Source organism: Tangfeifania sp., assembly GCF_055108615.1.
In genome coordinates, this window is sequence record NZ_JBSQIC010000074.1 from 1 (window position 1) to 20,164 (window position 20,164).

Consider the following 20,164-nt stretch of genomic DNA (forward strand, 5'->3'; position numbering starts at 1 on the left):
CAATCGGGTAGATGGTCAGTGAGATAATTTACTATCTCACTGATGCACCTCCCACACCACCGTACGTACCGTTCGGTATACGGCGGTTCTTTAATTACACTCTCACTTGCTTATAGTATTCGGTGAAGAAAATATAACCTGCCTGTTTTAACCGGTCATTGGTTACACTTCTGGACAGAATTGGACTTTTAGCCGTCCGCCAATACGACTTTCGGGTATTGGCATATTCCCATGCTTTGTATTTTTCAATACCCAGCTTAATGAGATTACGCCATTTCGTCTTTATCTTCTTCCATTGCTTCCAGATTACCATTCGCAACCTTCGGCGATACCATGCATCAATCCGTTCCATTAAATTCAGCATATCAGCATATTTGTAATAGTTTAACCACCCTTTAATAAAGGATGATAATTTACTTTTACGCTTTTCATTTCCCCAACCGTTGCTCCTGCTGGTAAGCTCTTTTAATTTTGCTTTCAGCTTCGCAACGCTTTTGGGGTGAATGCGAAACCGGATTTCTCCCTTGATTTGATAAAAGGAGTATCCCAGAAACTTGATGTGGTTGAAATAAACCACCGAGGTTTTATCCCTGTTGACTTTCAGAAAAAGATGTTCTTCAATGAACTTAATCACGCTGTTCATTATCCGTTCTCCTGCCCTCTTACTTTTACACAAAATGACCAAATCATCGGCGTAACGAACAAATTTGTGACCTCGCTTATGAAGCTCTTTGTCGAGTTCATTAAGCATGATGTTACTCAGTAACGGACTTAACGGCCCGCCCTGTGGAACACCTGCTTCCGTTCTCTCAAATTTATGGCCCACTTCAACACCTGCATTCAGGTATTTGTGTACCAGCGAGATTACCCGACCATCTTTCACTGTTCTTGACAGTATCTCTATCAATTTGCTGTGGTTGACCGTATCGAAGAACTTTGCCATATCCATGTCGATGGCGTATTTATATCCTTCTGATATATAACGCTTACATCGGAACAGGGCTTTATGCGTACTTCGTTTAGGTCGGAAACCAAAACTATTGTCCGAAAACTGTCGCTCGTAAACAGGTGATAAAATTTGATGTATCGCCTGCTGGATTACCCTGTCAACTACTGTCGGAATACCCAACGGACGCTTTGAATGGGCATCTTTAGGTATCTCAACTCTGCGGACAGAGTTCGGGCGATACTTCCCGCTTCGGATGGATTTTATCAGGTCAGAACCATGCTGTTTTAGATATTCCCTCAATGATTCGATGGATAATCCATCAACACCATGACTCCCTTTGTTTCGACAAACCTTTAAATAAGCTTTGTTCAAATTGTAAGGATTTAGAATCTGACCTAATAATCCATCTTCTTCGGGCAGTGCTACAGTATTGTTTTCAGTTATCCATACAGAAGTAAACCCTCTCACATATCCTCCGTGTTCCGCACTTCCTTTCTGCAAGCAGGCTCCGGTTTTATCCGAAGTTTTCTGTTTTAATCCTCCCATAAAGTAACATTCATTAATACTGTTAATTAAAGTTCAGTCCTTCTCCACCAGCTGGCGAATACTATGACTTCGGCTGACTTCTCACAATAAACCTTTTCCGACCGTATATCTTACTCCGTTTCAATACGTCTGTGAGACCTCCCGTGGTAAGGTAAATAGCTTTCATTCCATGTACCCGCATCATTTACATCCCGCTGTCCGTGTAGTATTTGGACTTCGTTTTGTTTTGCAAACTCATCCCAACGGTTATGCCTGATAATGTTCGTGTTCCTCGGGTCGGAACTTTGCCGCCGGCTTCCTTCAGGTTATACCTCGCGGTAAGCACCCCTGCTTTTAGCTAATGGTTGGCTACTACAAACCCCCATAGTGGACTTTCACCACCAAGTTATTTACCATGCACGGCACACAAAAAAACCATAGCGTTTGTAAGAGTTGTAGCGCCATTTGGCATTCTCCTCGGCCGAAGCAAACAGTTCATCTGCTTCTTTCGGGAACGATTTTTTCAATGAAGTGTAGCGTACCTCGCCGTTGAGGAACTCCTGGAATTTGCTCCAGTCGGGTTCTTTCGAATCGAGCTGGAACGGGTTTTTACCCTCTTTTTCCAACAGCGGGTTGTAACGGAACAGTGCCCAGTAACCCGATTTAACCGCTTTTTTCTCCTCTTCCTGCGTACGTCCCATGCTGGCCCGCAAGCCGTGGTTAATACATGGTGCGTATGCAATGATGATAGACGGGCCTGGATAAGCTTCGGCTTCTTTCACTGCTTTCAGGTATTGTGTCTGGCTGGCACCCATGGCAACCTGTGCAATGTAAACATATCCGTAGGTCATGAGCATGGCGCCCAGGTCTTTCTTACGGATTTTTTTACCCGAAGCAGCAAACTTGGCCACTGCGCCCACAGGAGTTGCTTTTGATGATTGGCCACCAGTGTTGGAGTACACTTCTGTGTCCATTACCAGCACATTCACATTTTCGCCGCTGGCCATTACATGATCGAGGCCGCCAAAGCCAATATCGTATGCCCAGCCATCGCCGCCAAATATCCAGATGGATTTTTTCACCAGGTACTGCTTCAGTTGCAGGATTTCTTTGGCATAATTGCTTTTGTTTTTTTCAATTACTTCGAGCACTTTTTTCGAAGCAGTAACCGAACCGTCGGCGTTGTCTTTATTTTCGAGCCAAAGGTTGAATACTTCTTTTTCAGAATCCGATGCGCCGTTGTTTACCGCGTTGGTCATGATGTCGGCAATGCGGTTGCGTTGTGCAGATACTCCTTCAGCAAAACCAAAACCATACTCGGCATTGTCTTCGAACAGCGAGTTGGCCCATGCCGGACCGTGGCCGGAGTCTTTATGTTTGCAGTAAGGTGTTGACGGTGCCGAACCCCCGTAAATTGAAGAACATCCGGTAGCGTTGGCCACCATCATGCGTTCGCCGAAAAGCTGGGTAATGAGTTTAATGTAAGGTGTTTCGCCACAACCTGCACAGGCACCCGAGAATTCAAACAGGGGTTGGGCAAACTGCGAATTTTTCACTGATTTGGTTTTGTCCATCACTTTTTCTTTCAATGAAACTTCGTTCACCATGTAATCCCAGCGCTCAATTTCGTCGCGTTGTGTATCCAATGGTTTCATAATCAGTGAATTTTCCTTCGATGGACATACATCTACGCAGTTGTCGCAGCCTGTACAATCGAGCACGCTCACCTGGATACGGTAATTTAAGCCGTCTAATAATCTCGATGGGATCGCTACCCTGGTTTCGGTACCTTCGGGGGCGGCTTCCACTTCCTCGTCGGTTAACAAAAATGGACGGATACAGGCGTGTGGACAAACGTAGGCACACTGGTTACACTGAATACAATTTTCAGCCTGCCATTCGGGAACGTTCACAGCAATACCCCGTTTTTCGTAAGCGGCAGTACCTGCTTCAAAGGTGCCGTCTTCGGCCCCGGTAAATGTAGAAACAGGAAGATCGTCACCTTTTTGCTGATTGATGGTATCCACCACTTTCACAATGTATTCCGGGCGGTCAGAAGTGCCATTGGTATCTTTTACTTCAATGTTTTTCCATTCTGCCGGAATATTTACTTTATGTACGTTTTTACCACCGGCTTCAACGGCAGCAAAGTTCATATTTACAACTTGTTCACCTTTTCTGCCGTACGATTTTACAATGGCTTTCTTCATTTCGTCAACTGCCATTTCGTATGGAATTACTTCGGTAATTTTGAAGAAAGCCGATTGCATAATCGTATTGGTACGGGTTCCCAGGCCAATTTCTTCACCCAGTTTGGTACCGTTAATAATGTAGAATTTGATATCGTTTTCGGCCAGGTACTTCTTCATGTGGTCGGGCAGGCGTTTTTTAGTTTCCTCTTCATCCCAGATGGAGTTCAGCAGAAATGAACCACCTTTTTTCAACCCTTTAAGCATGTCGTACATATTGATGTATGCAGGAACATGGCAGGCCACAAAGTCGGGTGTGGTAACCAGGTAAGTGGAGCGGATGGTTTTATCGCCAAAACGCAGGTGCGAACAGGTGAAACCACCCGATTTTTTCGAGTCGTACTGGAAATATCCCTGGCACGATTTGTCAGTGGCATCGCCAATAATTTTAATGGAGTTTTTGTTGGCTCCCACTGTACCGTCGGAACCCAGTCCGTAAAATTTAGCCTGGTAAGTTCCCTTGGGTGTCATGTCCACTTCTTTTTTTTGCGGAAGCGATTTAAATGTTACATCATCCACAATGCCGATGGTGAAATCATTTTTCGGCTCTTTCATTTCCAGGTTTTCGTAAACTGCCAGAATCTGCGAAGGAGTGGTGTCTTTCGAGCCCAGTCCGTAACGGCCTCCAACCACAAGCGGGGCATTTTCTTTTCCGTAGAAAGTAGTTTTTACATCCTGGTAAAGTGGTTCACCGGCCGATCCGGGTTCTTTCGAACGGTCGAGCACAGCAATGCGCTTAACTGTGTCGGGCAGCGCTTTCATTAAATATTTCATTGAAAACGGACGGAACATGTGAACGGCAACCATCCCTACTTTTTTCCCCTGTGCGCTCATGTAGTCGATGGTTTCGCGGATGGTTTCAGTAACCGACCCCATGGCCATGATTATGTTTTCGGCTTCCGGGTCGCCGTAGTAGCTGAATGGTTCGTATTTGCGGCCTGTAATTTTGCTGACTTCTTTCATGTAGTGCGCTACAATATCAGGTACCGCATCGTAATATTTGTTGGCGGATTCTTTGGCCTGGAAGAAAATGTCCGGGTTCTGGGCTGTTCCGCGGGTTACCGGGTGTTCCGGGTTAAGTGCGCGATTGCGGAATTCCTGCAGGGCTTCCTGGTCAACCAGCGGTTTCATGTCTTCCATGTCGATGGCTTCAATTTTCTGAATTTCGTGCGAGGTGCGGAACCCATCGAAGAACGCCAGGAAAGGCACCCGTGATTTGATGGTTGCCAGGTGGGCAACCCCTGCCAGGTCCATCTCTTCCTGTACCGAACCGGAGGCAATCATTGCAAATCCGGTTTGGCGGGCAGCATAAATATCGCTGTGGTCGCCAAAAATGGAGAGTGCGTGGCCGGCCACTACACGTGCGCTCACGTGAAAAACAGTTGGCAACAGCTCGCCTGCCATTTTGTACATATTCGGAATCATCAGCAGCAATCCCTGCGAAGCCGTGTAGGTACTGGTAAGTGCACCCGACTGTGCAGCTCCGTGAACAGCTCCCGATGCGCCGCCTTCGCTCTGCATTTCGGCCAGGCGAACGGGACGGTTAAACATATTCTTTTTACCGTTGGCTGCCCATTCGTCAACATATTCCGCCATAGTGGACGATGGGGTAATAGGGTAGATGCATGCTACCTCGCTGAACATGTAACTCATATACGATGCAGCGTAGTTGCCGTCACATGTGATGAATTTTTTTTGTTTTGTCATTGTATTTCTCCTTTTATTGCAAAAATTAATATTTCGTTCGCTAAATTTTTAGTATAAAAAACCAAACAGCCAGAGTGGAATTTTATTTCCCCGGCCTGCCTCAATCATGTCGGCTGCTGAATAGAAATTTTTTCCCGGTTCTGTTTTGCGCCCTCCAACTTTAAAATGATATTTTTCATTCACCTTAAAATCAGCTTTTTCCGAACTTTTTACGGTTAAGTTGTAGGCCAGCTGATTGTAAAAGAACGTATGCCGTAAGTTCAAACTGTCAGTATTATTAGGTGCTATAGCATACAGCAGATTGGTATTATGCATATATATTTTATCCGGTTTTTTCATCTCGTCTTCATCGTTATTGGAATAGAGCAAATGAATTAACCTGGCATTTTTCAGGTAGCGCAGGTAATTCATTACCGTTGCACGCGATGTTTCTATTGCAGCTGCCAATTTACTCACATTTGGCGAAAAAGGAGTTTCTGTGGCTATGATATGCAACAGTTTTCTGAGTTTTGAGAGGTATTTTAATTCGATTTGATTGATGTAAGGCACGTCAATTTCGAGCGCCAGGTTAATATGTTTAAGCAGGCGGTTGGTATAAAAATTCGGATTATCGATAAAATAGGGAAAGAAACCGTTTTTCAGGTAGTCGCTGAAATGGGCCAGGGGCCTGACTTTCGATACAATTTCTTCGGCAATTTCAACATGGTTTTTCAGTATTTCCTCAAAAGTGTAAACCGGGAAACTGATACCTGTTACATGGTTGAGGTATTCACGAAAAGAGAGCCCTTCGAGGTGATAAACATTTGCAATTCCCTTCAGGTCGGGGTTGTCTTCTGTTATTCGCAACACGGGCGATGAGGTAAAAATTACCTTCAGGCCGGGCAGCTCCTGGTGGCACCGGCGGAGTTCTTCCGACCAGTCAGGGTATTTCTGTATCTGGTCCAGCATCAGCACCTTGCCGCCTCTTTTTGCAAACTCATCGGCAAATGAAACGATGGTTCGTTTGGTGAAATAAAAATTGTTCAGGTTAACGTAGAGCACATTCTTGTCATCCGCGAAGTTTTGCCTGATGTAATCGAGCAGAAATGTTGTTTTGCCAACACCGCGGAACCCTTTAATGCAAATCAGCCTTTGATTCCAGTCAATGCTTTTTTGCAGTTCCCTTTTTAGCGTAGGGGTAGTACTTTCGAGTAATTTGTTATGTATAAATTGAAAATATTCCAAGACTTACTTTTTTTACAAAAATAACAGTTTCTGACTTAAATTGTAATGTGTAGATGTCAAAAATGATATTTTTGTGCAATTTATATCTGTTAAAAATAACGATTGATCTTAATCTCGCTTTTACATATTTTGGTGGAAGAAGTTGCTTTCTGCTTTTTGCCGAAAGTATTGCCCGGTAATCATAAAAATTGTTTCTGTACCGTATTTAATTGGATGCTTTCCCGCAGATTTACGCTGATTTTTAACCATACTGATCATGAATTGAAAAAATAAATTAATAGAATGAGGCGTTTAACGGATACAAATTGAAATGTGGCTAAAGCCAAGTTCAAAACCAGTTTATAAAATCCGCCAGCTAAAGCAGACGGCAATAAATGGCTAATAAAATTGGAATTGATGTATAACTTGCCGTTCATTTCAGTGAACGGATTTGTGAATTACAGAAGGTTGAGGGGGTTTAACCCCATTATCAATAATATTTTCCAAACAAAAAAGCAGATCCTGCAAAGACCTGCTTTTAAATCATTTATTTTTTGTGTTGTTGTTAGCTGTCGTTCATCGATGCCAGGAATTCTGCAATGGAGTTGGAACGCATCAGGCGGGTTCTCATAAAATCCATGGCTTCCATCGAATTCATATCGCCCAGGTAGTTGCGTAAAATCCAGAGTTTGTTGAGCATTTCTTTGGGCAGCAGCAAATCTTCGCGGCGGGTGCTCGAGGCGGGAATATCGAGCGACGGGAATATCCGTTTGTTCGACAATTTGCGGTCGAGCTGCAGTTCCATGTTACCGGTTCCTTTAAATTCCTCGAAAATTACATCATCCATCTTCGAACCGGTTTCGGTGAGGGCTGTGGCCAGAATTGTAAGTGAGCCGCCTTCTTCAATATTACGAGCAGCACCGAAGAAGCGTTTGGGTTTGTGCAATGCATTGGCATCGACACCACCCGAAAGCACTTTGCCTGATGCCGGCTGAACCGTGTTGTACGCACGTGCGAGGCGGGTAATGGAATCGAGCAGAATTACCACATCGTGGCCGCACTCAACCATTCTTTTGGCTTTCTCCAGCACGATGTTGGCTACTCTCACGTGTTTATCTGCCGGTTCGTCGAATGTGGAGGCAATCACTTCGGCATCTACGCTGCGTGCCATATCGGTAACCTCTTCAGGGCGTTCGTCAACCAGTAAAACAATCATATAAGTTTCAGGGTGATTGGCAGCAATGGCGTTGGCAATTTCTTTTAACAATACCGTTTTACCGGTTTTGGGCTGCGCCACAATCAACCCGCGCTGGCCTTTGCCAATCGGTGCAAACATGTCCACAATGCGCGTGGAAATATTGTCGTGTCCGTTTCCGGTGAGTTGAAATTTTTCTTCCGGAAATAACGGGGTGAGGTGGTCGAACGGAACGCGGTCGCGGATAAACTGCGGGGTGCGTCCGTTAATTTCGAGCACTTTAATAAGCGGAAAATATTTTTCGCCTTCTTTTGGTGGGCGAATTGTTCCTTCCACGGTGTCGCCTGTTTTTAATCCGAACAGTTTAATCTGCGATTGTGAAACGTAAATATCGTCGGGCGAATTCAGGTAGTTGTAATCGGAAGAGCGAAGGAAACCATATCCATCCTGGAGGATTTCCAGCACTCCGGTATTGGTTACAATTCCGTCGAATTCGTAATACTTGTTGTTCCCGTTTCGTTGCTGTTGCTTGTTCTGGTCGCGGTTATCTTTTCTGTGAATTTTCTTTTTTTCCTGATCTTTATTTTCCTGCGGCGGCTGGTTATCCTGTTTTTCCCGGGCATTGTTTTCTTCCTGCGAGTTGTCAGCTTTTTCCTGCTTTTTCTGCTTTGCTTTTTCTTCGTGCTTTTTAGCTTTGGCAGCGGCTTTTTCTTCCTGCTCTTTTAATTTTTGTTTGGCTGCTTCTTCCGGATTTTTCGTTTTTTCCAGGTTGAAATTTTGGATTATCGCTTTTATCTGGTCCTGCCGCGATTGTTTTGTTTCGGGTTTTTGCGGTTCTTCCTTTTTGCTGCCGGGTTCAATGCGCTGGCGTTTTAATACAGGTTCCACCCTATCGCGGCGCGGGCGTCTTCCACGGCGCTGCTGCTGGTCATCCTGCTGGTTGTCCTGCTGCTGGCTGTTGTCCTGCTTCTTTCGCAAAAAACCTTTTCGCGGGCGGTCTTCCTGTTCTTTCGAAGTTGATTTCTGTTCTTTCTTTTCGGCTTCCTGAACAGCTTGTGTGTCTAATATCTTGTATATCAGATCTTGTTTTTTGTATGATTCTACGCGTTTGATCTTTAGTTCTTTGGCAATCTCACGCAGCTCGGGCACGAGCTTTTTGTTCAATTCTAAAATATCGTACATTGGTGTAATATTAATATTCTCTTATCCTGTTAAATTGTTTTTCTGATAATTTATTTGGAACAAATAAAGTGGAGACGAGAATTAGTTGAAATTCGGTTGCAATTATAGTAATTACTTGTTACATACCAAAAATTAACTTCTGTTTTTTAATTTTCGTCCCGCAATCTTAAGTTGTTTTAATTCAATATAGTTGTTGTTTGTAAAAATATGTTTAAATGACTGGCAGCATGAGTTTTTAGTCAGTAATGCCGGAGTCTCAGTTTTATTTTTACGCCTGTGCGTTTAAAAAAGTTATTTTTTAATGGCGTACATTTATTTGTTAACGGATGAAATGATAAATTATTCCACAAATATAGCGAATATTATTTTCTCCCCAAAACCTGTATAACCGAGGCTGTTCCGCTGTGAAAAATGCCTTCGGCAATCTCAATTTGTTTTTCGGAGGTTGTTAAATGGGAAAACGATTGAAAATCGGACCGGATTTCCTGCAGGGAAAAAAGCATGGCTTCGTTTCGCGGCCCGCCGGTATTGTAGTGGATTTGTTTTTTTGAGAACCCTTCTAGGATTAATGTTCCGCCCGGTTTTAACAAGGCAGCCAGTTTTTGGTGATATTCCTCTCTTTTATGCGGAGGCATGTGGGCATAAATCAACACCATGCAATCGAAACTTGCTGAAGGTAAATTTATATTCTCATAATCAGAGAGAAAATAGTTGATTTCAACATTCTTTTCGCCAGCAAGTTTGAGAGCTTTTTTCCGGGCTTCGTTACTTGGATCAAACGCAGTGACCTGCCATTCATTTTGGGCAGCAAATATGGCATTACGTCCTTCTCCTTCCGCCGGAAAAAGAATTTTGCCTGGCGCTAATTTTTCGAGTTGTTCCCTGTAAAATTTATTGGGTTCAGTGCCATATACATATTCCTCTCTGGCAAATCGTTCGTTCCAGAATTGGCTCATAGTATCAATTTTTTTGAAATCAGAAATAAACAACAGGATTAACCGGATGATGTTTGATTATTAAAAATATTATTATTTTAGCAAAAAAACAAATCGATGGAACAGTTAGTCACAAATTCGATTATTTCAGCCATTTTGGCAATTGCCGTTTTTATTTCAGGTATATGGCTGCGGAAAACAGGCGAACCTTATAAAACCGGAATTTTTACACTGCATAAAATTACAGTAGTAGCCACAGCCGTTTTTATTGTTTTAATAGTTATTCAACACCTTAAAGTTTTGAACTTTTCCGGAACAGGATTGATTTTGTTTGTCCTTTCTGTTATTTTTTTCCTGGTGGCATTTGTTTCGGGAGCTGTTTTAAGTTTTGAAAACACAGCCCGTGATTTTTTGAAAACCATTCACCGTGTCAGTTCTGTTTTAGTGTTAATAATGGTTCCTGTAATCTGGTTGTATTGTCATTGAACGTTGTATTTCAGCGCTTCATACAGCACTTCTACCGGATGTTTGGCGGATTTGCCGGTACCGTCTTTAATCTGGTGGCGGCACGAGGTTCCGGGAGCTGAAATGATAACTTTTTCTTCAGCTTCCCGGACCGCTGGAAACAAAACCATCTCGCCGATTTTCATCGATAAATCAAAATGTTCTTTTTCGTAACCGAATGAACCGGCCATTCCGCAGCAACCCGATGGGATTTCTTTTACCGAATAATTTTGGGGCAGCGAAAGCATCTTTTTTGTGGGTTCAGTGCTGGCCACCGCTTTTTGCTGACAGTGCCCGTGCAGCAGAATTTGTTTTTTTCCCGAAGTGAACTGTTCCGGTTTAATATTTCCTTTATCCATTTCGGCTGAAATGAATTCTTCAAAGAGCAATGCATGTTGTCCCAGCTTTTCGGCAATGGGTTGTAAATTTACATTCACAAGATCGGGGTACTCGTCGCGGAAAGCCAGGATGGCCGATGGTTCGATGCCGATTAGCGGCGTTTTTTCTGAAATAATATCTTTTAAAAGTTCCACATTTTCGGTGGCTATTTTTTTGGAAGTCCGCACCAGTCCTTTCGAGAGGAAAGTGCGGCCGCTCTCTTTATGTACCGGGATTTTCACCTCGTAGCCCAGCCGTGTGAGCAGTAAAATGGCTTTAATTCCGATGTCGCTCTCGTTGTAGTTGGTAAACTCGTCGTTGAACAGGTAAACTTTGCCTTTGGTTTCTTTTTCGGGATGCGGGATGCCTTGGGCTGTGCGGCGGTTCAGGGTAATGTTGGAAAGGGAGGGCAGGTTGCGCTGAGGTGCAATCCCAATGGCTTTTTTCAACAAAGTGGTTTTCATCATAAAATTGGACAGCGGGCGAACCAGCATTGCCAGCTTGTTGAGGCGGGGCAGGTAGGCCACCAGTCGCGAGCGCAGCGGAATGCCGTGCACATCATAATAGTGCTGCAAAAATTCAGCTTTCAGTTTGGCCATGTCCACATTCGACGGGCATTCACTTTTGCAGGCTTTGCACGAAATGCAGAGGTCGAGGATGTCGTAAATTTCTTTCTGGTCGAAGGCGTTTCCATTTTTGGGCGAATAGAAAAATTCCCGCAACACGTTGGCCCGTCCGCGGGTGCTTTTATCCTCGTCGCGCGTGGCCATGAAAGTGGGGCACATGGTTCCGCCAATCACTTCGCTTTTGCGGCAGTCGCCCGAGCCGTTGCATTTTTCAATGCCGCGGATGTAACCTTTGTTTTCCGAGAAATTGAAATAGGTTTCTGATTCCGGAATCGCTTTTCCGGGAGTTACCCGCAGGCTTTCGGTAATGGGTGGCGTGTCGGTTATTTTTCCGGGATTGAAAATGTGGTGCGGGTCCCACGTTTTTTTCAGGTTTTTCAGCAGCCCGTAGTTGTGTTCGCCCAGCATGAAAGGAATGAATTTCCCTCGGGCGCGTCCGTCGCCGTGCTCGCCGCTCATGGATCCGCGGTATTTTTTCACCAGTGCCGCGGTTTCGTTCATCAGCGTGTCGAAACGTTTTACATCTTCCGGGTCTTTAAAATTGATGAGCGGGCGGAAATGGATTTCGCCGGTGGCAATGTGTGCATAAAACACGCTTGACAATCCCAGTTTTCCGAGCACTTTTTTGATGTCGGCCACGTAACCGGGCAGGTGGTCGGGCGCTACGGCGGTGTCTTCGATTCCGGAAACCCCTTTGCGGTCGCCGGGAATATTGGCCAGCAACCCGAGCCCGGCTGTGCGCAGTGCCCACACCCGTTTTATTTTATCATCACCGGTTACCAAAGGAAAGTGGTAGCCGAGACCGGCATCCCGGAAATCTTTTTCCAGCTCAGCGGCTTTGTTTTGCAACTCCTCTTCCGTTTCAAACGAAAACTCAATCATGAGCATGGCACCCGGATCGCCTTTCACGAAAAAGCGGTTTTTGCGTTGCTCTATGTTTTGTTTGGCAGCCTGCATCACCGTGTCGTCCATCAGTTCAATGGCCGTGGGTTTGTGCTTCAAAGCAATTAAATTCCCTTGCAGCGATTCTTCCAGCGTTTCAAAATGGGCACACACCAACCCTTTATGTTTGGGCGGAAGCGGGATAATGTTCAGTTTAATCCGGTGCGAAAAAGCGAGCGTACCCTCCGAACCGGCCAGTAGCTTACAAAAATTGAATTGCGGGCCGCCTTCGGTAAATATTTCGGAATTGAGCAGCGCATCGATGGCATAGCCCATATTGCGGCGGGTGAGTTTTGGATCGGGAAATTTTTCGCGGATTTCTTTTTGATTTTCCGGATTGGAAAGCATCTCATAAATATTTTGGTAGATGGCTTTCTCGAGTTTATTGGGATTTTCGTTCAGTTTTTCCTGAAACTCCTTTTTTGTAAGGGTTTTGAATGTGGTTTCCGACCCATCGGAAAGTACGGCATCTACCTCAAGTATGTGCTCGCGTACGCTGCCGTGAACCAGTGAGTGCAACCCACAGGAGTTGTTGCCCAGCATGCCGCCAATTACGCAGCGGTTGGCGGTTGAGGTTTCGGGACCAAACTGCAAATTGTATTTGGCCAGAATCTGGTTCAGCTCAGCCAGCACTACACCCGGTTCCACAATTACATATTTCTCATCCACGTTCAGTTCGAGGATTTTATTCATGTATTTTGAAATATCCACCACAATTCCGGGCCCTACCACCTGCCCGGCCAGCGATGTGCCCCCGCCGCGGGGAATGATGGAAGTGCCGTTTTCGCGGGCAAAAGCAATTATTTTTTTGATGTCTTCCTTGTTTTTCGGACGGGTGACTGCCAGCGGCAGTTCTTTGTACTGCGAGGCATCGGTGGAGTAGAGGACACGCTGAACGTTATCGGCAAACAGGTCGCCTTCGAGTTGGGATTTTAACTGGTTGAAATTGATTTTTTCCGGATTCATTCTGAAAAGTGGTTTTTATATAGTTTAAAGTATTTCAGTTAAAAATTTTCTGAGGTGTATATGCTTGATGCCTTTACAGAAATCAATTAGTATCTCGTCCATTGTCACTATAGTTTTTCTGTAATTATCTTTTATTTTGAGCAAATTTCCAAATTCACATTTTATAATTTCTAAAAAGTATTCATCATAATCCACACTTTGCCTGAAAGGTGTAAAAGTATTGATTATAATCAATAAATTATTTGTTGTGCTGATTTTCGCAGAAATTTAATAAAAATCGGCGTTAATCTGCGGAATCTGCGGGAAGAAAAAAATTTAATTGGTTGCGATTTACATACAGATAGTCAATTGGAATTTGGGTTGGATTTAATTGTGATTTTGTGCTGTTTTTAAGCATATTTATTTGTGATTATTATCATTTTATTAGTGTGTTACATTGTTTAATTTTGACCATTAGTTAGTTTAAATTTAAAATGAAAAATTTATGGGTACATATTCAGAACAAGCAAAAGCAGTTTATGATTTTATTGGAACACTTTCGAAAGAGAATCCGAAAATAGCTGAAGGTTTTGGCACCATGCATCATGCAACAGCAGAAGATAAAGCTTTAACAGCCAAACAAAAAGAACTTATTGCACTTGGCATTGCTATTACTATCCGTTGTGAAGGATGTATTGCGTGCCACGTGGAAGCTGCTCTTGAAACCGGCGCAACTCAGGAAGAGATTGTTGAAACTATTGGTGTTGCTGTGGTTATGGGCGGCGGGCCTTCAATTGTTTATGGCGACAAAGCCTACAAAGCAATGAAAGAGATGTTGTAGAACAGAGGATAAATTGATTTTCATTTGAAACCGGTTGACTTGTTCAGCCGGTTTTTTCCATGTCTTCGCCTGTTTTGTGCAGCGATCTGATCGCTAAAAAAATCAGTGTTGATTATCAGTATTTTAAAATTCACCGGATTTTCAAAAATTATTCGCTGTTTAAACGCGATTTATACAACGATTTGGTGGCGAATAACCTGAACCTCTCCCTGCTTTCAGGTAAAACTGAAAAGGAAATCAAGCTGATGCTGTTCAAAAAATTGCAAAAGCTGCTCGACCGGTTCCTGTTTATCTTTTTTGGTGAAGACCGCGGACTGCTGCCGGCCAATTCCATTTCAAAAATTATTGAGAAGTGGGAATACGATACCGAATGGGGCGACAGCAAACCGCTTTACGGAACATAAAAGACCTGGTAGGAAAAGGCATTTTGCAACAAACAGACGAAAGAGGACGAAACGCTAGCTACGAATCAGTAGATTTTAAGTCAGAATAACCACTGGCTATAATTGTGTATAAGTAAAAGCGGGGGGTGTAGCGTATTCGGGCTTTCTACCTCGCATCAAGTTCATTGTATCCTGATAGGAAAGTGCCCCGTAATCTGCCACTACTCGTACAGGTAACCGTTGACAATTCTAAGTGAAATTCCTTATTCCTTTTCCGCCCCCGGATTCTCCTCAATCATTTTCAGCGCTTCACCGGGAATGGTCACTACCTGCGCCTTTCCAATATTTAACAGGTTCATCCGTGTCGAAATAACACTAACATCGATATTCTGTCCCGATTTTTTCAAAATGGGCGAACTTTTTAAAACGTAGCGCATGGCTTCCGATTCCACCGTAAACCTGATTGTTTCCGTTTCATAGATTTATTGATTAGAAATGACTGTTAATGAAATTTATGATATTTAATTTGATATGGTAAATCAAATTCACGTTGCCGAATAATTATAATACTTTATCAGTGTCAGCTACGAACATCCGGGTACTTTTTGAATACACTTCTCCGTTCGGATCAGGATAAAGCAAATCGATGTAAAAAGCCCGAAAACCGGAATCCGGATAATTCACCTGAATTGAAACTTGATCCGATGGTTCAGTGTCAATGGCCTTGCTTACGAATTTATTGTCCCTGAAATCGCGGTCATCTGAATCGCAGGTCCACAATAGAATACCGGTCAGCTCTTCTTTTGAGGCATCAATTGTTACAACGACTTCCTGTCCGATTTCTTCGAAGTTCCATGAACATTCAGGATATTCCTTATTTTGAAGGGTTTCGGCAAAAAAGGAACTTAGCGCTTGAATAGCCTGCTTTTTATCGCCCAACCCATGCCCGGCATTGGGAACGTAATGCAGGTAGTTTTCTCCGGGAATTTCATTAATGTAATGTTTAATGGCATCGGCAGGCCAGTATTCGTCGTTGGTTCCGTTGAAAATGAGTTTTGGCATAGTCAATTTTTCGCGATAGGAAAACGGATCCACCATGGTTACTATTTCCTGCCCTTCGGGCGTGTTCACATCCTGTGCAATGCCCAGTTCCACGTAATCCTGAATCTGGATGCTGTAATCACCCCAGGCTTCAACATGGTAACTAATACTTTTGGGCATGTTCAGCATGTCGATAACCATGGGAGCTATCGCCTCTACCCGAGGGTCGCTTGCACCGGTGAGCCACGTTGTCCAGCCGCGTTTCGATGCGCCTGAAACCAGAAACCGGTTGATTTTGTGATCCAGGGTTTTCTCTGAAAACAACTGAACGGCATCCATGGCGCGTACTGCGCTTTTCACCATTGGGAAAAGCAGTGGCCAGGTAAAATCCTTGTCGTTCCGGTAGTTGTGAAAGGTTAATGAAATAATTTCATCTTCTTTGAGATCGCCAAAAAGTGGTTGGTTTGGCACCTGGAAAACTACTGCAACTACGGCGCTGTTTTTTTGGGCAATCATTTCCATCATCTGAATGGTGCCGTCATCGGGTTTTTTCCAGTTGGGCATTTCATCCTTGTTGCTTCCACCAGTAATATACAGCAAAGCTCCGTCGTATTTAATTTCTTCCGGAACAATTACTGCAACCTGGTGCCGCCAGGTGTAATCCTGCCATTTTTGACTGGTGACCAGCAAATTGTATAAATTAACATCGTTTTGCTCATGCGAATCGTGCAGTTCCCATGCAAAAGAGTTGTCGTTATTGTTAAGATAAGATTCCAAGGCATTTTCCGGAGTAATTTCTTTCTGCGGTTGACAAGAAAACAACAGGAAGATAGTAAAGAGTGAAGAGACATAAAATACAAATGTTTTGTTCATAACTTAGTGTTTTAATTTTTATTATTGGTGCTTTTGAATGACAGTAAATAAATTTATCTTTTTATTGGAATACGTAGCACTTTGCAAATAGGTTATTTGTAAAAAATGAAAGAAACATTATAACAATTTGTAATTAATCAAATTTAGTTAGATAGAGGATGTATTGCTTGTTAAAAATTAGTTTTTTCTTATAGAATTTTAACAATAAAAATGGCCGATTTTCAGCTTCCCAATTGATCATTATATTATTGTAGGTCAAATCCTCAAAAAAGAGCCAAAGCATTTCCCTCTGGCTCGAATTTTCCGATAATTTATAAGCCATTTTTTGGCAGGTGCTCCTCTGATTATTATTGCAAATTTTCCGGACACCTGCTTGAATAGTAAAACTATTCCGTCCAACTCGAATGAATGATACTTCCTTTTTCCTCCTGATTTTCGATACGCAGATGGACATCAATTTCCTGCTGCATCTCTTCCACGTGGGAAATAACGCCTACCATCCGGTTTTCTTTTCGCAGCGATTTTAACGTATCAAAAACAATATTCAGCGATTCTTTGTCAAGCGAGCCAAATCCTTCATCCAAAAAGAAAAAGTTCTGGTTCGATTCAGTAATTTTCTGAATATTATCAGCCAGTGCCAGAGCCAGTGATAAAGCCGCCTGGAAGGTTTGTCCACCCGATAAAGTTTTGACACTGCGGATTTTGCCGCCGTTCATAAAATCGCGCACCTGAAAATTATTATCGGGCGTGATTTCCAGGCTCAACTTTTGCCGGGTGAGTTGAAAAAAACGGTCATTGGCTGCATTACATAAATTTTGCAGGTAAACCGACGAAATGTAATTCACAAAACCACTTGCCTTGAACAGCGACTTCATCGTTTTAATGTTTTCTGCTCTTACTTCCAGTTTTTCGAGTTCTTTCCGAAGCGCGGCCTGGTTTTCCAGATCTTTCTGAAGCTTTTTGAGCAACTCCGCCGTCTTTCCCTGTTCCTGATTTTTCCGCGTAATCTGTTCTTTCAGCAAAGAAATTTCATGGATAAGTTTTTTGTGGGATTCAGCATCATAAACGCGCTCCCCTATTTCGTTTTGCAACTGTTCCAATGATGATTTAATGCTATCAAGTTGTTTATTAAACTGAGCAACTTTTTGTTTTTCTACTTCCGTATCCAGTGGTTCTGAAAGAATTTGAACCACCTCATCAACAGACTGAAAGGAAGATTCCGTCAACTGTTCATCCAATCGTTTTTTAAGGGTTGCAATGGTTGCCTGATCCTTTTCCAGTTCCGTGTGATTTGTTTTCAGACTTCCGCTCAGGATATCTTTTTGTTTGTTTCGTTCCTGCAGAGAGCTCGTTTTTTTAGTAAACTCTTTTTCAATCCGGCTGTGTTCATTCAATAAATTCGTTTTCTCTTTTTCTATCCTTTCAACCGGCGTTTGCTTGTACTTTCCCGGGTGAATCAACTGAAGCTGACCAACTATGGTTTTCTGTTCGGTTTGATGCATCGTAAGCGACTTGTCTATTTTTTCCAGTTCTGCCTGATAACGTTCCTTATTCTTTTCTTCATGTGTAAATTTGTGGGAAATTTTCTCCAAAGCAGTTTCATGTTCTTTTAACTCTCCCTGAATACGTTTTGCCTCCCGGAATGCTTCATTCAACTCCTCTTCTTCCCGGTATTTTTCCCAGATAAACTGTTTGGCATGAGCACTTATTTGTTGCAGTTGTTCCTTTTTCTTTTCATTGAGTTCTTTGTGATTTTGCTGAACCATTCGCATCTGGTTTTCGAGAAAATTCAACTGGTTGCCCAACTCCGATATTTGTTCCAATTGCTGCTCAAAATTCTGCTGTTTTGCAGTCAGTTCAGCAAGTGCGTCGTTAATATCTTCCGTTTTAAATAGTTCCGGATGATGCACTGATCCGCAAAGCGGGCATGGCTTCCCCTCTTCCAGTTCCTCTGCATAGGTTTTTAACTGCGCTTTAACGTGAAAATGGTTTTCCTGCGCATTCAGTGCCTTTTGATTCTCTTTAATTTTTAGCGTTTCAGCTTTAAGATGCCGAATACAGGTTTTATAGTCTGCTTCTTCCGGGAGATTTTCAAAAACCGGTGCGGTTAAAATTTGGGACACTTCTTCCCTGATTTCCTTTTCCTGCTGAGCATATTTTCCAATCTCTTTTTCAGTTTCACGAAGCTGTTTGTCCAGATTGTGTTTGTCTGTGTACCAAGCCCTGATTGTTGACAGCAATTCCAAATCCGGAATTTTGCCATGCTCTTCTTTTATCGTCCCTTCGAGTTGTTGTTTTTCGGTTTTCAGTTTTTCGAGCTGCTGAACCGTAATATTCAACACTTTTTTCCCCTTCTCAAAACGGATTGCTTCTTTGGCAATAGTTTCTTCCAGCTTTTTCATCTGCATCAGGCGGGACAACTCTTCTGCTTTTTGCTTCAACTCTTCCCGTTTTTCATACGCCGGTTTCATTTCTTCGAGCAGCTTTTCGAGCTGTTCGATTACAACTTCTTCAGCTTTTAACTTTTCACTGTCAATACGGATCTGCTTTTCACGATCTTCCCTTTTCCTGCGGTTTTCCTGCAACGAATCCAGCAAATGCTTAAACCGGTACACACACTGCTCGTACCGGTTTATTTTCTTTTCGAGTGCCTGAAATTCAGGCTCCTGTTCCTGAAGTTTTTTTCGTTCTTTTTCTGCTTCGGCTTTCTTTTGCGTTAGTTCCTGCAATTTCCGAAGTTGTTCTTCCGCTTGCTGATTTTCAGCAATTTTCCGGTTCTGCTCTTTTAATTCCTCTTCCAGCTTAGTTAACTGCGCCTGAAAAACATTTACCTGTTCAGGATCGACAGCTCCCAGTTGTTTCAACTGTCCCTCAATATTTTGTTTTTGTTCATTGTTTTTGGATTCCAGCGAAGCAACTTTGTAGTAAAATTCGAACTTCCCGAGGTTGAAAAGCTCTTTCATCATTTGGGTACGGTCTTTATTTCCCAGTTGCAGAAATTCCTGAAACTGTCCCTGGGGAATAATGATTGTGCGTTTAAAGTTGTCGTAGCTTAACCCGATGGCCTGTTCGAGCGCCTCATTTTCAATGGGATGCCACTCATTGCCTGCTTTTTTATATGCCGATCGTTCCAGGGCTTTTACATCATCAAATTTTTTGCTGTTTCGTTTGCCTTTCACTGTTGCCCGGTAAGCAGTTTGTTCCCTGCCTGTTTCAAAGATAAAGTCGATAAGCAGTTCATTCGATTTCAGGTTCATCATGTTGTAATACCGGTTGTCGCCCGAAAGATTCAGACGGTCGGTACGGCCGTAAACCGCAAAAGTGATGGCCTCCAGAATGGATGATTTCCCGCTTCCCACGGTTCCGAATATGCCGAACAGGCTGGCGGCGGTTAATTTGGTAAAATCGATGGTCTGTTTTTCCTGGTAGGAGTATAGACCTTGTATAGTTAATTGTACAGGTATCATAATATTTTTTTCACCACAGATTACACAGATGGACACGGATTTATTTTTTCTCTGTGTATATCTGAGCTATCTGTGGTTTGTTTTATTTTTTTTCCACCACAGATTACACGGATGGACACGGATTTATTTTTTCTCTGTGTATATCTGAGCTATCTGTGGTTTGTTTTATTTTTTTTCCACCACAGATTACACGGATGGACACAGATTTATTTTTTCTCT

At 43.1% G+C, this 20,164-nt stretch carries 12 protein-coding genes; 3 read left to right on the plus strand and 9 right to left on the minus strand.

The window, feature by feature from the left end:
• Window positions 1-94: 94 nt before the first annotated feature.
• From ltrA to ACTCNA_RS14040, 5 genes are all read right to left on the minus strand, one after another.
• Complete coding sequence (gene ltrA / locus ACTCNA_RS14020; RefSeq protein WP_462948552.1) at window positions 95-1,495, minus strand: group II intron reverse transcriptase/maturase; 1,401 nt, start codon at window positions 1,493-1,495, stop codon at window positions 95-97.
• Between the two features lie 389 nt (window positions 1,496-1,884).
• The gene (nifJ, locus tag ACTCNA_RS14025; protein ID WP_462948553.1) at window positions 1,885-5,430 is read right to left on the minus strand and encodes a pyruvate:ferredoxin (flavodoxin) oxidoreductase; all 3,546 of its coding nucleotides are present in this window, start codon (window positions 5,428-5,430) and stop codon (window positions 1,885-1,887) included.
• Window positions 5,431-5,478: 48 nt separating this feature from the next.
• On the minus strand, window positions 5,479-6,654 hold the full coding sequence (locus ACTCNA_RS14030; protein WP_462948554.1) for an ATP-binding protein: 1,176 nt from the start codon (window positions 6,652-6,654) through the stop codon (window positions 5,479-5,481).
• 544 nt (window positions 6,655-7,198) lie between these two features.
• Window positions 7,199-9,010, minus strand: a complete 1,812-nt coding sequence (gene rho, locus ACTCNA_RS14035) for a transcription termination factor Rho (RefSeq protein WP_462948555.1) — start codon at window positions 9,008-9,010, stop codon at window positions 7,199-7,201.
• A 362-nt stretch (window positions 9,011-9,372) separates the two neighbouring features.
• A complete protein-coding gene (locus ACTCNA_RS14040; protein ID WP_462948556.1) occupies window positions 9,373-9,966 on the minus strand; it encodes a class I SAM-dependent methyltransferase in 594 nt (197 codons plus the stop codon).
• 96 nt (window positions 9,967-10,062) lie between these two features.
• Here ACTCNA_RS14040 and ACTCNA_RS14045 point away from each other — a divergent pair, with 96 nt between their 5' ends.
• Window positions 10,063-10,431: a hypothetical protein gene (locus ACTCNA_RS14045; RefSeq protein ID WP_462948558.1), complete on the plus strand. Its 369-nt coding sequence runs from the start codon at window positions 10,063-10,065 to the stop codon at window positions 10,429-10,431.
• Here the strand turns inward: ACTCNA_RS14045 and ACTCNA_RS14050 are convergent.
• Entirely contained in the window at window positions 10,425-13,361 is a 2,937-nt protein-coding gene (locus tag ACTCNA_RS14050) for an FAD-binding and (Fe-S)-binding domain-containing protein (protein WP_462948559.1), read from the minus strand. The two genes, ACTCNA_RS14045 and ACTCNA_RS14050, sit on opposite strands and share 7 nt — an antisense overlap.
• Before the next feature lie 484 nt (window positions 13,362-13,845).
• Here ACTCNA_RS14050 and ACTCNA_RS14055 point away from each other — a divergent pair, with 484 nt between their 5' ends.
• Both ACTCNA_RS14055 and ACTCNA_RS14060 read left to right on the plus strand, forming a co-directional pair.
• A complete protein-coding gene (locus tag ACTCNA_RS14055; protein WP_462948561.1) occupies window positions 13,846-14,181 on the plus strand; it encodes a carboxymuconolactone decarboxylase family protein in 336 nt (111 codons plus the stop codon).
• A gap of 59 nt (window positions 14,182-14,240) precedes the next feature.
• Complete coding sequence (locus ACTCNA_RS14060) at window positions 14,241-14,585, plus strand: hypothetical protein (RefSeq protein ID WP_462948562.1); 345 nt, start codon at window positions 14,241-14,243, stop codon at window positions 14,583-14,585.
• 242 nt (window positions 14,586-14,827) lie between these two features.
• Here ACTCNA_RS14060 and ACTCNA_RS14065 read toward each other — a convergent pair whose 3' ends face one another.
• The 3 genes from ACTCNA_RS14065 to ACTCNA_RS14075 all read right to left on the minus strand — a co-directional run bounded on the left by ACTCNA_RS14065 (window position 14,828) and on the right by ACTCNA_RS14075 (window position 19,945).
• Window positions 14,828-15,001 carry a hypothetical protein gene (locus ACTCNA_RS14065; protein ID WP_462948563.1) on the minus strand — a complete coding sequence of 58 codons (174 nt, stop codon included), beginning with the start codon at window positions 14,999-15,001 and terminating at the stop codon, window positions 14,828-14,830.
• Between the two features lie 124 nt (window positions 15,002-15,125).
• Window positions 15,126-16,478 carry a PhoPQ-activated pathogenicity-related family protein gene (locus tag ACTCNA_RS14070; RefSeq protein WP_462948564.1) on the minus strand — a complete coding sequence of 451 codons (1,353 nt, stop codon included), beginning with the start codon at window positions 16,476-16,478 and terminating at the stop codon, window positions 15,126-15,128.
• Between the two features lie 386 nt (window positions 16,479-16,864).
• On the minus strand, window positions 16,865-19,945 hold the full coding sequence (locus ACTCNA_RS14075) for an AAA family ATPase (RefSeq protein WP_462948565.1): 3,081 nt from the start codon (window positions 19,943-19,945) through the stop codon (window positions 16,865-16,867).
• Window positions 19,946-20,164 lie beyond the last annotated feature (219 nt).